14 protein-coding genes are annotated in these 13,549 nt (G+C 73.8%); 11 read left to right on the top strand and 3 right to left on the bottom strand.

The features are described from left to right. Positions 1-155: 155 nt before the first annotated feature. From ABZ562_RS23000 to ABZ562_RS22970, 7 genes are all read left to right on the top strand, one after another. A complete protein-coding gene (locus tag ABZ562_RS23000) occupies positions 156-590 on the top strand; it encodes a Zn-ribbon domain-containing OB-fold protein (protein ID WP_361482763.1) in 435 nt (144 codons plus the stop codon). A 179-nt stretch (positions 591-769) separates the two neighbouring features. Next, the gene (locus ABZ562_RS22995; RefSeq protein WP_361482761.1) at positions 770-2,458 is read left to right on the top strand and encodes an ATP-binding protein; all 1,689 of its coding nucleotides are present in this window, start codon (positions 770-772) and stop codon (positions 2,456-2,458) included. After that, a complete protein-coding gene (locus ABZ562_RS22990; protein ID WP_361482758.1) occupies positions 2,455-2,871 on the top strand; it encodes a roadblock/LC7 domain-containing protein in 417 nt (138 codons plus the stop codon). The genes ABZ562_RS22995 and ABZ562_RS22990 overlap by 4 nt, the downstream gene beginning before the upstream one ends. Beyond that, the gene (locus tag ABZ562_RS22985) at positions 2,868-3,269 is read left to right on the top strand and encodes a DUF742 domain-containing protein (protein WP_361482755.1); all 402 of its coding nucleotides are present in this window, start codon (positions 2,868-2,870) and stop codon (positions 3,267-3,269) included. Before ABZ562_RS22990 ends, ABZ562_RS22985 begins: the two co-directional genes overlap by 4 nt. Next, on the top strand, positions 3,250-3,876 hold the full coding sequence (locus ABZ562_RS22980) for an ATP/GTP-binding protein (RefSeq protein WP_361482752.1): 627 nt from the start codon (positions 3,250-3,252) through the stop codon (positions 3,874-3,876). The genes ABZ562_RS22985 and ABZ562_RS22980 overlap by 20 nt, the downstream gene beginning before the upstream one ends. A 125-nt stretch (positions 3,877-4,001) precedes the next feature. Next, entirely contained in the window at positions 4,002-5,249 is a 1,248-nt protein-coding gene (locus ABZ562_RS22975) for a cytochrome P450 (protein ID WP_361483081.1), read from the top strand. A gap of 38 nt (positions 5,250-5,287) precedes the next feature. Beyond that, the gene (locus tag ABZ562_RS22970) at positions 5,288-6,496 is read left to right on the top strand and encodes a cytochrome P450 (RefSeq protein ID WP_361482749.1); all 1,209 of its coding nucleotides are present in this window, start codon (positions 5,288-5,290) and stop codon (positions 6,494-6,496) included. A gap of 62 nt (positions 6,497-6,558) precedes the next feature. On the opposite strand, the gene ABZ562_RS22965 is transcribed toward ABZ562_RS22970, so the two are convergent. Both ABZ562_RS22965 and ABZ562_RS22960 read right to left on the bottom strand, forming a co-directional pair. After that, on the bottom strand, positions 6,559-7,272 hold the full coding sequence (locus ABZ562_RS22965; protein WP_361482746.1) for a pyridoxal 5'-phosphate synthase: 714 nt from the start codon (positions 7,270-7,272) through the stop codon (positions 6,559-6,561). Positions 7,273-7,327: 55 nt separating this feature from the next. Continuing rightward, positions 7,328-8,497 carry an acetyl-CoA acetyltransferase gene (locus tag ABZ562_RS22960; protein ID WP_361482743.1) on the bottom strand — a complete coding sequence of 390 codons (1,170 nt, stop codon included), beginning with the start codon at positions 8,495-8,497 and terminating at the stop codon, positions 7,328-7,330. 69 nt (positions 8,498-8,566) lie between these two features. Here ABZ562_RS22960 and ABZ562_RS22955 point away from each other — a divergent pair, with 69 nt between their 5' ends. Continuing rightward, positions 8,567-9,778: an acyl-CoA dehydrogenase family protein gene (locus ABZ562_RS22955; RefSeq protein ID WP_361482740.1), complete on the top strand. Its 1,212-nt coding sequence runs from the start codon at positions 8,567-8,569 to the stop codon at positions 9,776-9,778. A 17-nt stretch (positions 9,779-9,795) separates the two neighbouring features. Next, positions 9,796-10,281 carry a nitroreductase family deazaflavin-dependent oxidoreductase gene (locus tag ABZ562_RS22950; RefSeq protein WP_361482737.1) on the top strand — a complete coding sequence of 162 codons (486 nt, stop codon included), beginning with the start codon at positions 9,796-9,798 and terminating at the stop codon, positions 10,279-10,281. Positions 10,282-10,471: 190 nt separating this feature from the next. On the opposite strand, the gene ABZ562_RS22945 is transcribed toward ABZ562_RS22950, so the two are convergent. Beyond that, positions 10,472-11,119 carry a TetR family transcriptional regulator gene (locus ABZ562_RS22945; RefSeq protein WP_055557345.1) on the bottom strand — a complete coding sequence of 216 codons (648 nt, stop codon included), beginning with the start codon at positions 11,117-11,119 and terminating at the stop codon, positions 10,472-10,474. A 355-nt stretch (positions 11,120-11,474) separates the two neighbouring features. Between ABZ562_RS22945 and ABZ562_RS22940 the strand changes: the two genes are divergently transcribed. Both ABZ562_RS22940 and ABZ562_RS22935 read left to right on the top strand, forming a co-directional pair. Beyond that, the gene (locus tag ABZ562_RS22940) at positions 11,475-12,308 is read left to right on the top strand and encodes a VOC family protein (protein ID WP_361482734.1); all 834 of its coding nucleotides are present in this window, start codon (positions 11,475-11,477) and stop codon (positions 12,306-12,308) included. Positions 12,309-12,505: 197 nt separating this feature from the next. Next, positions 12,506-13,549 (top strand): serine/threonine-protein kinase (locus ABZ562_RS22935; protein ID WP_361482731.1); only part of this gene is annotated, 1,044 nt, incomplete at its 3' end.

Below are 13,549 nucleotides of genomic sequence, written 5' to 3'. Positions count from 1 at the left end.
ATTCCGAATCGGTTGCGGATCGGTCACGGGCGCGGTGGGCCGGGTGTCCCACCGGCGGACCGCCCCTTGCGCGCCCCCGGCCCACCGCCGGAAACTGATATGCCGTCAGGTGTAGAGCGGCGCGCCGCCGTGCGGCGGCCGGAAGGAGTGTGCGCATGAGCGGCCCCGACGCCTCCGCCGCGCCCCGCTTCGACCTGCCCGAACCCGACGCCTTCACCCGGCCCTACTGGGACGCCGCCGCCGAAGGGCGGCTGCTGATCCGCCGCTGCGCCGGCTGCGGCCGGGCCCACCACTACCCCCGCGAGTTCTGCCCGCATTGCTGGGGCGAGGACGTCGCCTGGGAGGACGCGAGCGGCGCCGCCACCCTCTACGCCTGGTCCGAGGTGCACCGCAACGACCTCCCGCCGTTCGGCGCCCAGGTTCCGTACACCGCCGCCGTCGTGGATCTCGCCGAGGGGCCGCGGATGATGACCCGGATCGTCGACCACCCCGCGGACGGGCTGCGCGCCGGTATGCGGCTGCGCGTCGCCTTCCGGTCGCTCGCCGACGGGGCCCCGGCCGTCCCCGTCTTCCGGCCGCTGTCTGAATGATCAGGCCGAATTCTCATCTGCGAGCAAAATAATTTGATGATCAATCTTGAACAATCACTCGGCCAGGTGCCTAGACTGACCGCCTAACTTCCGCCTTTTACCGAGGACTTACTCTTCCGAGCCATGCCCGAGGCGCCCGGCGGCTGTTGCCTGCTTCACCTCCCGGCCGCGAGGAATCGATGACTCCGATACACCCCGATCAGCGCGAGCGGTCGCGTGTCCACCGGTGGGACTCACCCGCCAGGAGGGCCGTTCTCGGCCTCCTGGTGACGGTCCCCGTGCTCGGCCTCGCCGGGTGGGCGACGGCGGCAGCCGCGCCCGGCGCGGCGAGACCCGCGGTGATCGGGTGCGCGGTCGTGGCCGGGGCGCTGGTGAGCGCCGCGGTCGCGGCGGCGGCCCACCGCGGCGCGGCCCTCGCGCGCGCCGCGATGGCCTTACGGGCGCTGGAGTTCCGGGCGGCGCAGGCCGAGGCACGGGCCGCCGAGGCCGGGGCCATCGCGGAAACGAACCGGCTGGCCGCCGAGCGCGCCGAAGCCGAGGTCCGCGAGCTGAGGGAGCGGGCCGCCGCCTCCGAGCGACGGGCCGCCGCCGCGGAACAGCAGGCCGCCGCGTCCGCCCAGCGGACCGCCGCGGCCGAGCGGGACCTCGGCCACACCGTCGGCACCGCGCTGCCCGCCCTCGTCGAGCAGCTGCGCGGCCGGGTCCCGGTGGAGGAGGCGCTGGCCGGTATCGGGCAGCCCGCCACCGGCCCGCTGCGCGACCTGCTGCGGACCGTGGGCGGGGAACTGTCCCGGGAGCGGCAGAAGCGCACCGAGATGGTGGCCGCGTTCCGCAGCATCGCCGGGCGTCTCCAGGCGCTGGTCGCCGGCAACCTCGCCCGGCTGCGGGAGATGCAGGACCGCTACGAGGCCGACGCCCTCGACGACCTCTTCCAGCTCGACAGCACCACCTCGCAGACCGGCCGGATGGCCGACCGCGTCGCCGTCCTCACCGGCGCGCTGTCCGGCAAGCACTGGCCCAGGCCCATCGTGATCTGGCGGGTGCTGCGCGCCGCCACCTCCCGTATCGAGGGGCTGGAGCGGGTCGAGATCCGTTGCACCAGCGAACAGGCCGTGGTCGGTGCCGCCGCCGAGAAGGTGATCACGCTCCTCGCCGAGCTGATCGACAACGCGGTGAGCTTCTCGCCGCCCTCCACCCTCGTGAACGTCTACGTCCAGGAGGTTCCGCGCGGGCTGGCCGTCGAGATCGCGGACAGCGGCCTCGCCATGCGGCCCGACATGCTCGCCCGTGCGCAGCAGGCGGTCGCCGACGACCCGTCGAGCATGCTGAAGCTGTCCGGCACCCGGCAGGGTCTGCTGGTGGTGGGCATGATCGCCCGTAAGTTCGGGCTGCGCGTGCGGTACCAGTCGTCCGCGACCGGCGGTACGGCGGTCACCGTGCTGATCCCGCAGCAGCTGCTCACCGAGCCCCGCGCCGATCACCACGCCCCCGACCACGACGCCCCGGGCCACGAGGCGCCCGGCCACGAGGCGTCCGGCCACGACGCCGTCGGCCACCACACCGCCGCGCCCCCGCTCCCCTCCCGCAGGCCGCCGTCACGGTCGCGGCCCGAAGAGCCGTCCGGAGAGCGGTCCGAAGAGCCGTCCGAGGAGCGGTCCGGTGCCCATCCGCTCACCCCCGAGGGGCTGCCGAGGCGCCGGCGCAAGCAGGTCGAGACCGGCACCGAGCGGGGCGCCGAGCCACCGGCGCCGCCACCCCCCGTACGCAAGAAGCCCGCGGAGGCGGGGAACCGGTTCGGTTCGTTCCACACCGCCGTCAAGCAGGACCGCACTCGCACGACACCACGCTCGGAAGGCACGACCTCATGAACCCAAGCGATCTCGACTGGAAGCTCGACGCCCTGCTGGCGAAGACTCCCGGGGCGCGGCACGCGCTCGCGGTGTCCAACGACGGACTGGTGATCACCCAGTCCTCCGATCTGAGCCGGTCCGAGGCGGAGACGCTGGCCGCCATCGCCTCCGGGATCCAGAGCCTGGCCAGAACGGTGTCGACCAAGTTCGGCGACGGCACCGGCAGCGTGGAGCACTCCCTGGTCGCGGTCGGCGGTGCGGTGCTGATGACCGTCGAGGCGGGCGAGGGCGCCCATCTCGCGGTGCTCGCCCGGGAGGACGCCGACCCGGGGATCGTCGGCAACAGCATGTCCGTCCTGGTCGACGGGCTCCTCTCGTACATCACCTCGCCGCAGCGCGTGCCCGGGGAGGAGGGCGGCGCGACGGCATGATGCGCTGGGACGTCCATGAGCAGCCGGACCGGCTGTTCGCCGCGACAGGGGGACGTAGCCGCGCGTACACGGAATTCGATCTGGTGTCACTGGTCGTCAGCGAGTCCGAACCGGCCGCGGGCATGGCCCCGGAGGCGGTTCAGATCCTGCGGCTGTGCCGCCATCCGATGGCGCTGGTGGAGGTCTCCGCGCGGTTGCGCATGCCCGTGGGCGTCGTCGCGATCCTGCTGTCCGATCTGCTCGCCGAGGGCCGGATCTCGGTCCGCCATCCCAGCAGCGGGGCCGGTGGCGCCGGGCGGCCGGCCCCGCGGGGCGCCGGGGCCGCCACCCCGGCACGGCCCCGGCTGCCCGATACCGGCCTGGTCCGAGAGGTGCTCGTTGCACTCAAAAATCTCTGAGACGGTCGACGAGACGGCCGATGTCGAGGCCCCGTTGAGCGATACGGCCCGCGACGCGGTGAAGATCGTGATCTCCGGCGGCTTCGGCGTCGGCAAGACGACCTTCGTCCGGGCCGTCAGCGAGATCGACCCGCTGACGACCGAGGCGGTGATGACCGAGAAGGGCGTGGGGATCGACGAGGTGGCCGGAGTGGAGGGCAAGACGGCCACCACGGTCGCCTTCGACTTCGGCCGGATCAGCGTCACCGAGCGGATCGTGACGTATCTGTTCGGCGCCCCCGGGCAGACCCGCTTCCGGTTCCTGTGGGACAACCTGTTCCTGGGCGCCTGGGGGGCGGTGGTCCTGGTGGACACCCGGCGGCTGGCGGACTCGTTCCCCGTCATCGACCACCTGGAGCGCAAGGGGATGCCGTTCGTCGTCGCCCACAACCGCTTCGACGACAGCCCGGACCACACCCTGGACGCCATACGCGGCGCGCTCGACCTCGCGGACGGGATACCGCTGGTCGCCTGTGACGCCCGCTCCCACACCTCGGGCAAGGACGTCCTGGTGGCGCTGCTCGACCATCTCCACACCCTGTCCGCCGCCCAGGAGGCCGCTTCGTGACCCAGCCGACCTCACCATCCGACGAACCCGGCGCACCCGGCGCACCAGGCGCACCGGACGAGCCGGGCCCGCGCGGCGAACCCGCCCCACCGGAGCCCGCCCCGCCGGAGTCCGCCCAGCCCCCCATCGAGCAGCCCGCGTCCCACGAGGACGCCGTCGAGCTGTTCGGCCCGCGCTTCCAGGACACGCCCGCCGAGGTGTACCGGGAACTGCGGAACACCTACGGCCCGGTCGCCCCCGTGCTGCTCCCCGGCGGCGTCCCCGCCTGGCTGGTCCTCGGCTACCGCGAACTGCTGCGCGTCACCGAGAACACCAAGGTGTTCGGGCGCGGTTCGGCCCGCTGGCGGCTGTGGCCGCAGATCCCGCCGGACTGGCCGCTGCGTCCGATGGTCGAGGACAACGGATCGCTGCTGTACCGGGAGGGCGACGACCACCGCAGGCGCGCCGGAGCGGTCGGATCCGCCCTCGAAGCGGTCGATCTCAATCAGATGCAGGACGCGACGCAGTCGTTCGCGCAGGGTCTGATCGAGAAGCTGAGCGAGGGCAGCGGGGCCGATCTGATCGCCGACTACGCCCATCCGCTGCCGGTGCTCGCCCTCAGCCGCGTCCTCGGCCTGTCCGACTCCGAGGGCGTCACCCTGGTGAAGGCGATCAACGACATGGTCGACGGCGGCCCCGACGCCCTGCGCGGGCAGATCGAGGTGCGCGACACCATGGAGCGGCTGGTGGCCCGCAAACGCCGGGACCCCGGGCCGGACGCCACCTCCCGGATGCTCGCCGACCACGCCGGTCTCACCGACCAGGAGGTGGTCGAGGACCTGATGGTCCTCACCCTCGCCGGACACCAGCCCTGTACGGACTGGATCGGCATGACCCTGTGGCTGCTGCTCACCGACCACGACTACGCGGCCGACATGGGCGGCGGCCGCCGCTCGGTCCGCCAGGCCATGCACCAGGTGCTGCGCGACCACACCCCGGTGCAGATCTTCGCGGGCCGTTTCACCACCCAGGACACCGTGCTGGGCGCGACCCGCGTCCCGGCCGGGGACCTGGTGCTGCTCGGGCTCGCGGGGGCCAACACCGACCCCTATATCCGTCCGCAGGCGGCCGGGGCGGCCGGGCCGGAGGGCCACAACGCCTATATGTCGTACAGCCACGGCGAACACCGGTGCCCGTACGCGGGGCAGTGGATCGCCGAGGTCGTCGCCCACACCGCCGTCGAGACGCTGCTGGAGCACCTTCCGGACGTGGAGCTGGCCGTGCCCGCGGACGAGCTGCGATGGCGCCCCTCGCCCTGGCTGCGCGGCCTGACCTCGCTGCCCGTCACCTATACGCCCGCCCACTCATACACCGGAGGCTTCGGATGGGACTGACCGAGGAAACGATGGGACCGACCGAGGAACGACCCCTCGTGCTCGATCCGACGATCCGCAGCTCCGCCGAGGAGAGCGAACTCCTCTACGCAGCCGGGCCCGTGGTCCGGGTCGAGCTGCCGGGCGGGGTGTCCGCCTGGGCCGTCACCCATGACGCGCCCGCGCGCGAGGTGATGCGCGACAGCCGCTTCGTGAAGGACATCGGCCAGTGGGGTCCCTGGACGCGCGGTGAGATCCCCGCGGACTGGCCGCTGATCGGCCTGGTCGACCTGGGACCCTCGCTGGTCAGCACGGACGGCGCCGAGCACCGGCGGCTGCGCCGCCCGGTGGCCCGGGAGTTCACCCCGCAGCGGGTGGAGGCCCTTCGCGGCCGCGTCGAGGAGATCACCCGCGAGCTGCTCGACCGGACGGCGGAGGCCGCCGCGGCGGAGGGCTCCGGCGGGGTGGTGGACCTCAAGGACACCTTCGCGTTCCCGCTGCCCATCACCGTGGTCGGCGAGCTGTTCGGCATGCCGGTCGAGTGGCACCGGCCGCTGCGGAAGCTGTACGACAGCTTCTTCGACGACAACGCCGCCCCCGAGACCGTCCACGCCACCCTCCAGGGGCTGTACGACTACATCGCCCGGCTGGTCCGCCTCAAGCGCGACGAACCCGGCGCCGACCTCACCAGCGCGCTGCTGTCGGAACTCGGCGACGACCCGTCGCAGGAGGCCGTCGAGGAGCTGATCGCCACCATCCAGGTCATGATCACCGCCGGGCACGAGACCAGCGTCCATGTGATCGTGAACGCCGTGCGGTCGCTGCTGGGCGACCCCGCACAGCTCGAACTCGTCCACAGCGGCCGCTACGACTGGGACGACGTGGTCGAGGAGAGCCTGCGGCTGGACTCCCCGGCGCTGAACTTCCTCTTCCGCTTCGCCACCGAGGACATCGACGTCGCCGGAACGCTGATCCGCGAGGGGGAGGGCGTGGTCATCTCCTACGGCGGCATGGGCCGCGACCGCGCCCAGCACGGCGCGGACGCCGACCGGTTCGACATCGCCCGCCGCCCCCGGCACACCTCCTTCGGCCACGGCCCGCACAGCTGCCCGGGCTCCGCGCTCGCCCGGCTGGAGACCACCATCGCGCTGCGGGAACTCTTCGCCCGCTTCCCCTGCCTGCGGCTCGCCGACCCGGACGGGCCGCTGGAGCGCTCCCCGTCGGTCATCGTCAACGGCCACCGGGCGCTGCCGGTGCGGCTGGCCTGATCAGGGGGCGTTCACGGCCGGGGGGTGTTCAGGGCCGGGGGACGTTCAGGACCGGGGGACGTTCAGGGCCACAGCAACTCGCGCCGCCAGCCGCCGCGTTCCTCCGGGGCGCGGCGGTAGCGGAGCCGGACGTGCCGGCGCCGCGCCTCCTCCTGGTAGAACTCCACCTCGTCCGGCTCCAGGACGTACAGCGTCCAGGTGGGCGCGGTGGCGTCCGGTTCGCGCCCGGCCCGCTGTCGCGCGTCCGCGAAGGCCCGTTCCAGCTCCTCGTACGAACCGAGCACCGCGCTCTGCCGTCCCGCCCCGGCCAGCGCCGCCGCCAGCGCGGCGGGGGAGCGGCCGCGCAGATCGGCCGCGCTCGCCTCGGGCCCGGCCTCCGTGACGCGCCCGCTGATCCGGACCTGGCGTCCGGGGAGCATCCAGTGGAAGCCAAGCGACGCGTACGGGTGCTCGGCCAGCTCGCGGCCCTTGCGGCTGGTGCGGTGGGTGCCGAAGTGCCAGCCGCGGGCGTCGGCGTCGTGCAGCATCACGGTGCGCAGGGACGGGCGGCCGTCCGCGCCGGCGGTGGCGAGCATCATCGTGTGCGGGCCCGGTTCGCCGGCTTCGGCGGCCTCGCGCAGCCACCGCCGGAACAGCGGGAGCGGCGCGTCCGGAGCCCGCGCCGGGTCGAACACGGGCAGCTCGGCCGCGTGCGGGACGCGCAAGCCGCGCAGCAGTTCCCGGAAGGCCTGGGTCTCGGCCCGGTCGTCGGCCGCGTCATCAGGTACGTCGCTCATGGGGTCCCCATCCGATCACCCGCCGCCGGTGCGGGCAAGGGGAGGAGCCCCCGGCTCAGCCGCGGCCGAGCACGACCGTGCCGGAGGAGCAGAACCAGCCGCCGGTCCCCGAGGCCACGGCCAGTTCCGGCAGCCGCCCGCCCGCCTTGCGCACCTGCCGCGTCCCCGCCTCGCCGCGCAGCTGCCGTACCGCCTCGACCAGCAGGAACAGCCCGCGCATTCCGGGGTGGCAGGCGGACAGGCCGCCGCCGTCGGTGTTGACCGGCAGCGCGCCGCCGAGCGTCAGCCGCCCCCCGGAGGCGAACGCGCCCCCCTCGCCCTTGGCGCAGAAACCCAGGTCCTCCAGGGTCACCAGCGTCATATAGGTGAACGCGTCGTACAGCTGAGCCACATCGATCTCCTCCGGCCGCACCCCCGCCCGCGCGAAGGCGTCGCGCCCGGAGGCCGCCGCGGGCGAGACGGTGAAGTCGTCCCACTCCGACAGGGCGGAGTGCGAGACGGCGGTGCCCGAGCCCAGCACCCACACCGGGGTCTTGGCCGTGTCCGCGACAAGGTCCTCGGCCGCCAGCAGCACCGCGCAGCCGCCGTCCGAGCGGATGCAGCAGTGCAGCTTGGTGAAGGGATCGGCGATCATCGGCCCGCTCAGCACGTCCTCGACCGTGATCGGTTCCCGGAACATCGCGTCCGGATTGTGCGCGGCGTTGGCGCGCGCCTGCACGGCGATGTCCGCGAGCTGTTCGAGGGTGGTGCCGTACTCGTGCATATGGCGGCGCGCGGCCATCGCGTACTTGGCGACGAGGGTGTGGCCGTACGCGACCTCGAATTGCAGCGGGCCGCGCGCCCCGAAGGAGAGGTTCGCGGTCCGGCGCCCCGCCCGGATGTCGGCGCGGGCGGTCGAGCCGTAGACGAGGAGGACGGCGCGGGCGTGCCCGGCGGCGATGGCGTCCGCCGCGTGCGCCGCCATGACCTCCCAGGTGGCTCCGCCGACGGCGGTCGAGTCGGTCCAGCCGGGCCGCAGCCCCAGGTACTCGGCCACCTCCACGGGCGCCAGCGTGCCGAGCCCCGCCGAGGCGAAGCCGTCCACCACCGAGCGGTCCAGGCCGGAGTCGGCGAGCGCCCGGCGGGCGGCCTGGGCGTGCAGGGTGTACGGGGTGGGGCCGTCGACGCGACCGCAGTCGGCGAGGGCGACGCCGACGACGGCGACCTTACGAGGGGCAGGCGTCATGAATCTGACGGTACATCAGATTGCTGCGCTAGTATGACTGGGCGTCAGGAACGGGAGGTGGGTCGTCCGATGGATGCCGCGCTCAGCGAGGAGCAGGAGGAGATCCGGCGCACCCTGCGGGAGCTGCTGCGGGGGCGGTGCGGCGGCGTGGAGGTCAAGGCGGCGGTGCGCACCGCCGCCGGATACGACGAGGCACTGTGGGGGCGACTCGCGCGGCGGCTGGGCCTCCCGGGGCTCGCCCTGCCCACGGCGTACGGCGGCGTCGGCTGCGGGACCGTCGAGCTGGCGCTCGCCTGCGAGGAGACCGGGCGGGCGCTGCTGCCCTCGCCGCTGCTGGCCACCGCCGTGCTCGCCGCGCCCCTGATCACGGCCCTCGGGACCGGCGCGCAGCGCGCCGGGCTGCTGCCGCGGATCGCGGGCGGCGAGCTGACGGCGGCGCTCGCGGTGCCGGGCCGGGCGCTGTCCCGGGCGCTGGGGCTCGACGGGGAGCCCGGCGGCCGCGACGAGGCGGACTGGGCGGGCGGCGGGCGCGCGGGCGGTGTCCAGGCCCGGGTCCGGGACGGCGGCTGGCGGCTGTACGGGCAGGTGGAGCAGGTGCTGGACGGGCACAGCGCCCAGCTGCTGCTGGTCGCCGCCCGCGCCGGGGGCTATACGCGCGGCCGCACCCTGGTCTTCGCCGTGCGGGCGGGGGCGGCCGGGCTGGTCCGCACCCGGCTGACCGCGCTGGACGAGACCCGGCCGCAGGCCCGAGTCGAGCTGCGGGACGTCCCGGCCGAGCTGCTGGGCGAGGACGGCGCGGACGTGGCGGGCGCGCTGGCCGGACTGGGCGGCCCGGCGGCGGCCGTCCTGGCGGCGGAGGCGGTGGGCGCGGCGGACGCGGCCCTGGCCCGTACGGTCGACCACGTCACGACGCGGGAGCAGTTCGGCCGCCCGATCGGCTCCTTCCAGGCGGTCAAGCACCGGCTGGCCGATGTGTACGTCGCCGTGCGGGCGGCCCGGTCGGCGGCGTACTACGCGGCGTGGGCGGCGGACGGGCCGGAGGCCCCGGTCGCGGGCCCGCTGGCGCTCGCGTCGGCGCTGGACGCGCAGCGGGCGGCCGCGGGCGAGGCGGTGCAGCTGCACGGCGGCATCGGCATCACCTGGGAGCACGACGCGCATCTGTACCTGAAGCGGGCCGCCTCCGACGAGCTGCTTTTCGGCCCCGCCCACCGGCTGCGGGCGCGGGCGGCCGACCGGGACGGGCTGTTCGCACCGGCCACCGCCGCGGCGGTGACGGTCTGATGCCGCCGGGGGCGCGGATGACGCGGCTGGTACAGAAGGTGTCGTCGGGGCGCGCCTTCGCGCGGCTCGCCCCGCGCGTCGTCCCGGCCCTCGACCGGGCCGTCCACCGGCTGACCCGCGGCCGGGTGCTGCCGAGCGCGCGGATGCTGCCCAGCGTGATCCTCACGGCGCGCGGCGCGAAGTCCGGGCTGCCCCGCCGTACGCCGCTGGCCTGCATGCCGGAGGAGGACGGCGGCTGGATCCTGATCGGCAGCAACTTCGGCCGCCCCGGCCACCCCGCCTGGACGGCCAATCTGCTGCGCCACCCGGACGCGGAGATCAGCTGGCGGGGCCGCGACATCCGGGTCCGGGCCCGTCTGCTGGAGGGCCCGGAGCGGGAGCGGACCTGGTCGGCGGTGGTGGCCTTCTGGCCGCCGTACGCGAGCTATCAGGCGCGGGTGGAGCGCCGGATCCGGCTGTTCCGCCTGGAGCCGGTGGAGCCGTGGTCCGGGCCGGAATCGTGAGGCGGCCAAGGGGGGCGGAGCCACCGGGGCCCCGCGCCCGAAACGGCCGCGGCGGGCCACTCGTGTCGAGTGGCCCGCCGTGACATGACAGGACGTGCTGGCCCGCCGACCGGGCCCGGCCCGGCGTCGGCGCGCGGATGTGCGCGGGGGCGCGTACGGGCGCGCGGGCGCCGTGGTGAGCGCCGCGGCGCTATTTCGGCGGCTTGCGGCCGGTGATCCCCAGATGCACGAGCAGCGCCAGGCTCGGCTTCAGGTCGCCCTGCTTGACGCCCCAGCTCTGGAACCCCTTCTGGTGGGCGGAGACGGCCGCCAGCATCGCGACGAGCGAGCCCGCCACGGCGGCGGGCTGGACGTCCTTGTCGTACCGGCCCTTGGACTGAAGCTCCTTGATCGCGTCCGTCAGGGAGTTGGTGACGGAGTTGAGGATCTTCATGCGGATCTTGTAGAACCGCTTGTCCCCCTCGGCCGCGCCGAGGTCGACCACGCGCAGAATGGCGTCGTGTTTGCGCCAAAACGAGAGGAAGCCGTCGACCAGCTCGTCGGCCGCGGTGGCGCCGGACTTGCCGGCCCAGGAGCGCCCGGCGACCAGTTCGGTCAGGCCCGCGCCCTCCTTCGCCATCTCCTCGGCGATCTCGAGGACGGCGCCCTCCACATCGGGGAAGTACTGGTAGAACGTCGCCGGTGAGGTGCCTGCCTTACGGGCGACATCGATGACTTTGACGTCTCGGTACGGGGATGTGCTGAGCATCTCGCCGAGGCAGTCGAGCAGCTTCTGCCGCGTCGCCTGCCCGCGACGACCGGCCACCCGACCGTCGACGGTGCGTACTTGTCCTGTCATGCCGTCAGCTTACCGAGGGGTGATCGAAGCGCGATTCGACTGCGTGCAAATGGGGTTCGTGCGGGTTGAGAGGGTTTGTGAGTCCTCCTCGGCAGCCTGGAATGGCTGATTCCGGCCCCATCCGATGACCTCTCGTACGCCGTCAAGCCGCTTCTCGCCGCTCCGCCATGCGGGTGAACCGTGTTATCAACAGGCTGTGGATAAGAAGCGTGGATGACCGGCCCGGGGCCCGGCGCCGCGGACCAAGGATTGGCCAAATATTTCGACTTCCGGAGCGGGCATCCGGGACGATCCCCCGTTAGCGTGGCAAACGCGGTAAAGGCCGCGAACAGGAGGACGCGGGAGGACTCGGGTCATGGTCCAGTGCGTGGAAGGCGTGCCCTGCTGGGCGGACGCGATGCTGCCCGACGTCGCGGCGGGCCGCCGCTTCTACGGCGAGCTGTTCGGCTGGACCTTCGCCGAGGGCGGCGCGGGCTACCGCCCGTACACCTGGGCCCGGCTCGGGGGTGAGGACGTCGCGGCCCTGGTGCCCAAGTCCGACGGCCGGATGCCCACCGTCTGGAACGTCTACCTGGCCACCGAGGACGCCGCCGCGGCCACCGCCCGGATCCGCGAGGCGGGCGGCCGGGTGATCGTCGCGCCCCGGTGGATCGACGACCTCGGCGTCATGGCGACCGCCGCCGACCCGGGTGGCGCGGTCTTCGGGCTCTGGCAGACGGGCACCCACCGCGGCTTCGCCCGCCGGGGCGAACCCGGCAGCTACGGCTGGACCGAGGTCCACACCCGGGAGCCGCGGGTGGTGGACGCCTTCTACCGGACGGTCTTCGGATACCAGGCGCGGCCCGCTGAATCCGCCGGACCCGGGCCGAAGCGCCCCGCCGACGTCCTGCTGTGGTCACCGCGCGGCGAGCCCGCCGGACCCGGCCACGCCGTCGCCGGACGGGTCGTGCTCGGCGAGCCGCACCCGGCCGAACTGCCCGCGCACTTCCTGACGTACTTTGTGGTGGCGGACTGCGATCATGCGTCGCGTACGGCCCAGCGGCTGGGCGGGCGGGTTCTCAATGAGCCCGAAGATACGCCGTACGGGCGTTTCGCGGTCCTTGCGGACAATCAGGGCGCGCAATTCGCGGTCATCGACACCTCGCGGGGGACCGAAGGAGCAAGGGAGAACAGGGCGGGGCGGGACTGAGGGCGGTCCGGCGGCCGGGCGGTCGAACCGGACGGGCTCCGGCTCCGTATCGCCCGATGACACGACGAATTGCCCCCGGGTTCGCAACCGCCGCCTTCGCCAGAGAGAATGCAGGATGCGTGCCGCCGGTTGGTTTGTCGGTGAGACGCTGCACGGGGCTGTATTTTTTCAAGCCCCCACGGGGAGGTGGCAGGCAAGTGGTGGAGCAGCTGACGCAGCACGATCCGAGGCGGATCGGTCCCTTCGAGGTGCTGGGCCGGCTTGGCGCGGGCGGCATGGGGCTCGTCTATCTGGCACGTTCGGCGTCCGGCCGACGGGTCGCGATCAAGACGGTCCGGACCGAGCTGGCCGAGGACCAGTTGTTCCGCGTCCGCTTCACCCGCGAGGTGGAGGCGGCCCGCGCGGTCAGCGGTTTCTACACGGCCGCGGTCGTGGACGCCGATCCGCGCGCCGCGGTGCCCTGGCTCGCCACGGCCTACGTCCCCGCGCCGTCGCTCGAGGAAATAGTCAATGAGTGCGGGCCGATGCCGGCCCAGGCGGTGCGCTGGCTGGCGGCCGGGGTCGCCGAGGCGCTGCAGTCCATCCACGGCGCGGGCCTGGTGCACCGGGACCTGAAGCCGTCGAACGTGCTGGTCGTCGAGGACGGCCCGCGCGTGATCGACTTCGGTATCGCCTCGGGCGTCTCCAACACCCGGCTGACGATGACCAACGTCGCCGTGGGCACGCCCGCCTACATGTCGCCCGAGCAGGCGCGTGACTCGCGCAGCGTGACGGGCGCCAGCGACATCTTCTCGCTCGGCTCCACCCTGACCTTCGCGGCCACCGGGCACGCCCCCTTCCACGGCGCGAACCCGGTCGAGACCGTGTTCATGCTGCTGCGCGAGGGGCCGGACCTGACCGGGCTGCCGGACGAGCTGCGCCCGCTCATCGAGTCGTGCATGCAGATGGAGGCCGACCGGCGGCCGTCCCCGGCCGATCTGCAGTCGCAGCTCGCCCCGCATCTGTTCGCCTCCAACGCCGACGACAGCGGTACGGCCTCGGCGTGGCTGCCGGGCGGCGCGGTCGCCCTCATCGAGCGCAAGCGCAGCGGGCGCAACCAGGTGGCCCGCTCCTCGCGGCCCGCGTCCGGCTCCTCCCGCCCCTCCGGGAGCGGCGGGAGCGGAAGCCCGGCCTCCGCGCCGCTGCCGCCCGAGCGGCCGCCCGCACCGCCGTCGTACGCCCCGGCCGGGGCCGACGGGCGC

Origin of the sequence: Streptomyces sp. NPDC019937, assembly GCF_040631655.1 — a bacterium.
Taxonomy (GTDB): domain Bacteria; phylum Actinomycetota; class Actinomycetes; order Streptomycetales; family Streptomycetaceae; genus Streptomyces.
The sequence above is the reverse complement of the archived record's forward strand: the minus strand, read 5'-3'. Positions and strand labels throughout refer to the sequence as shown.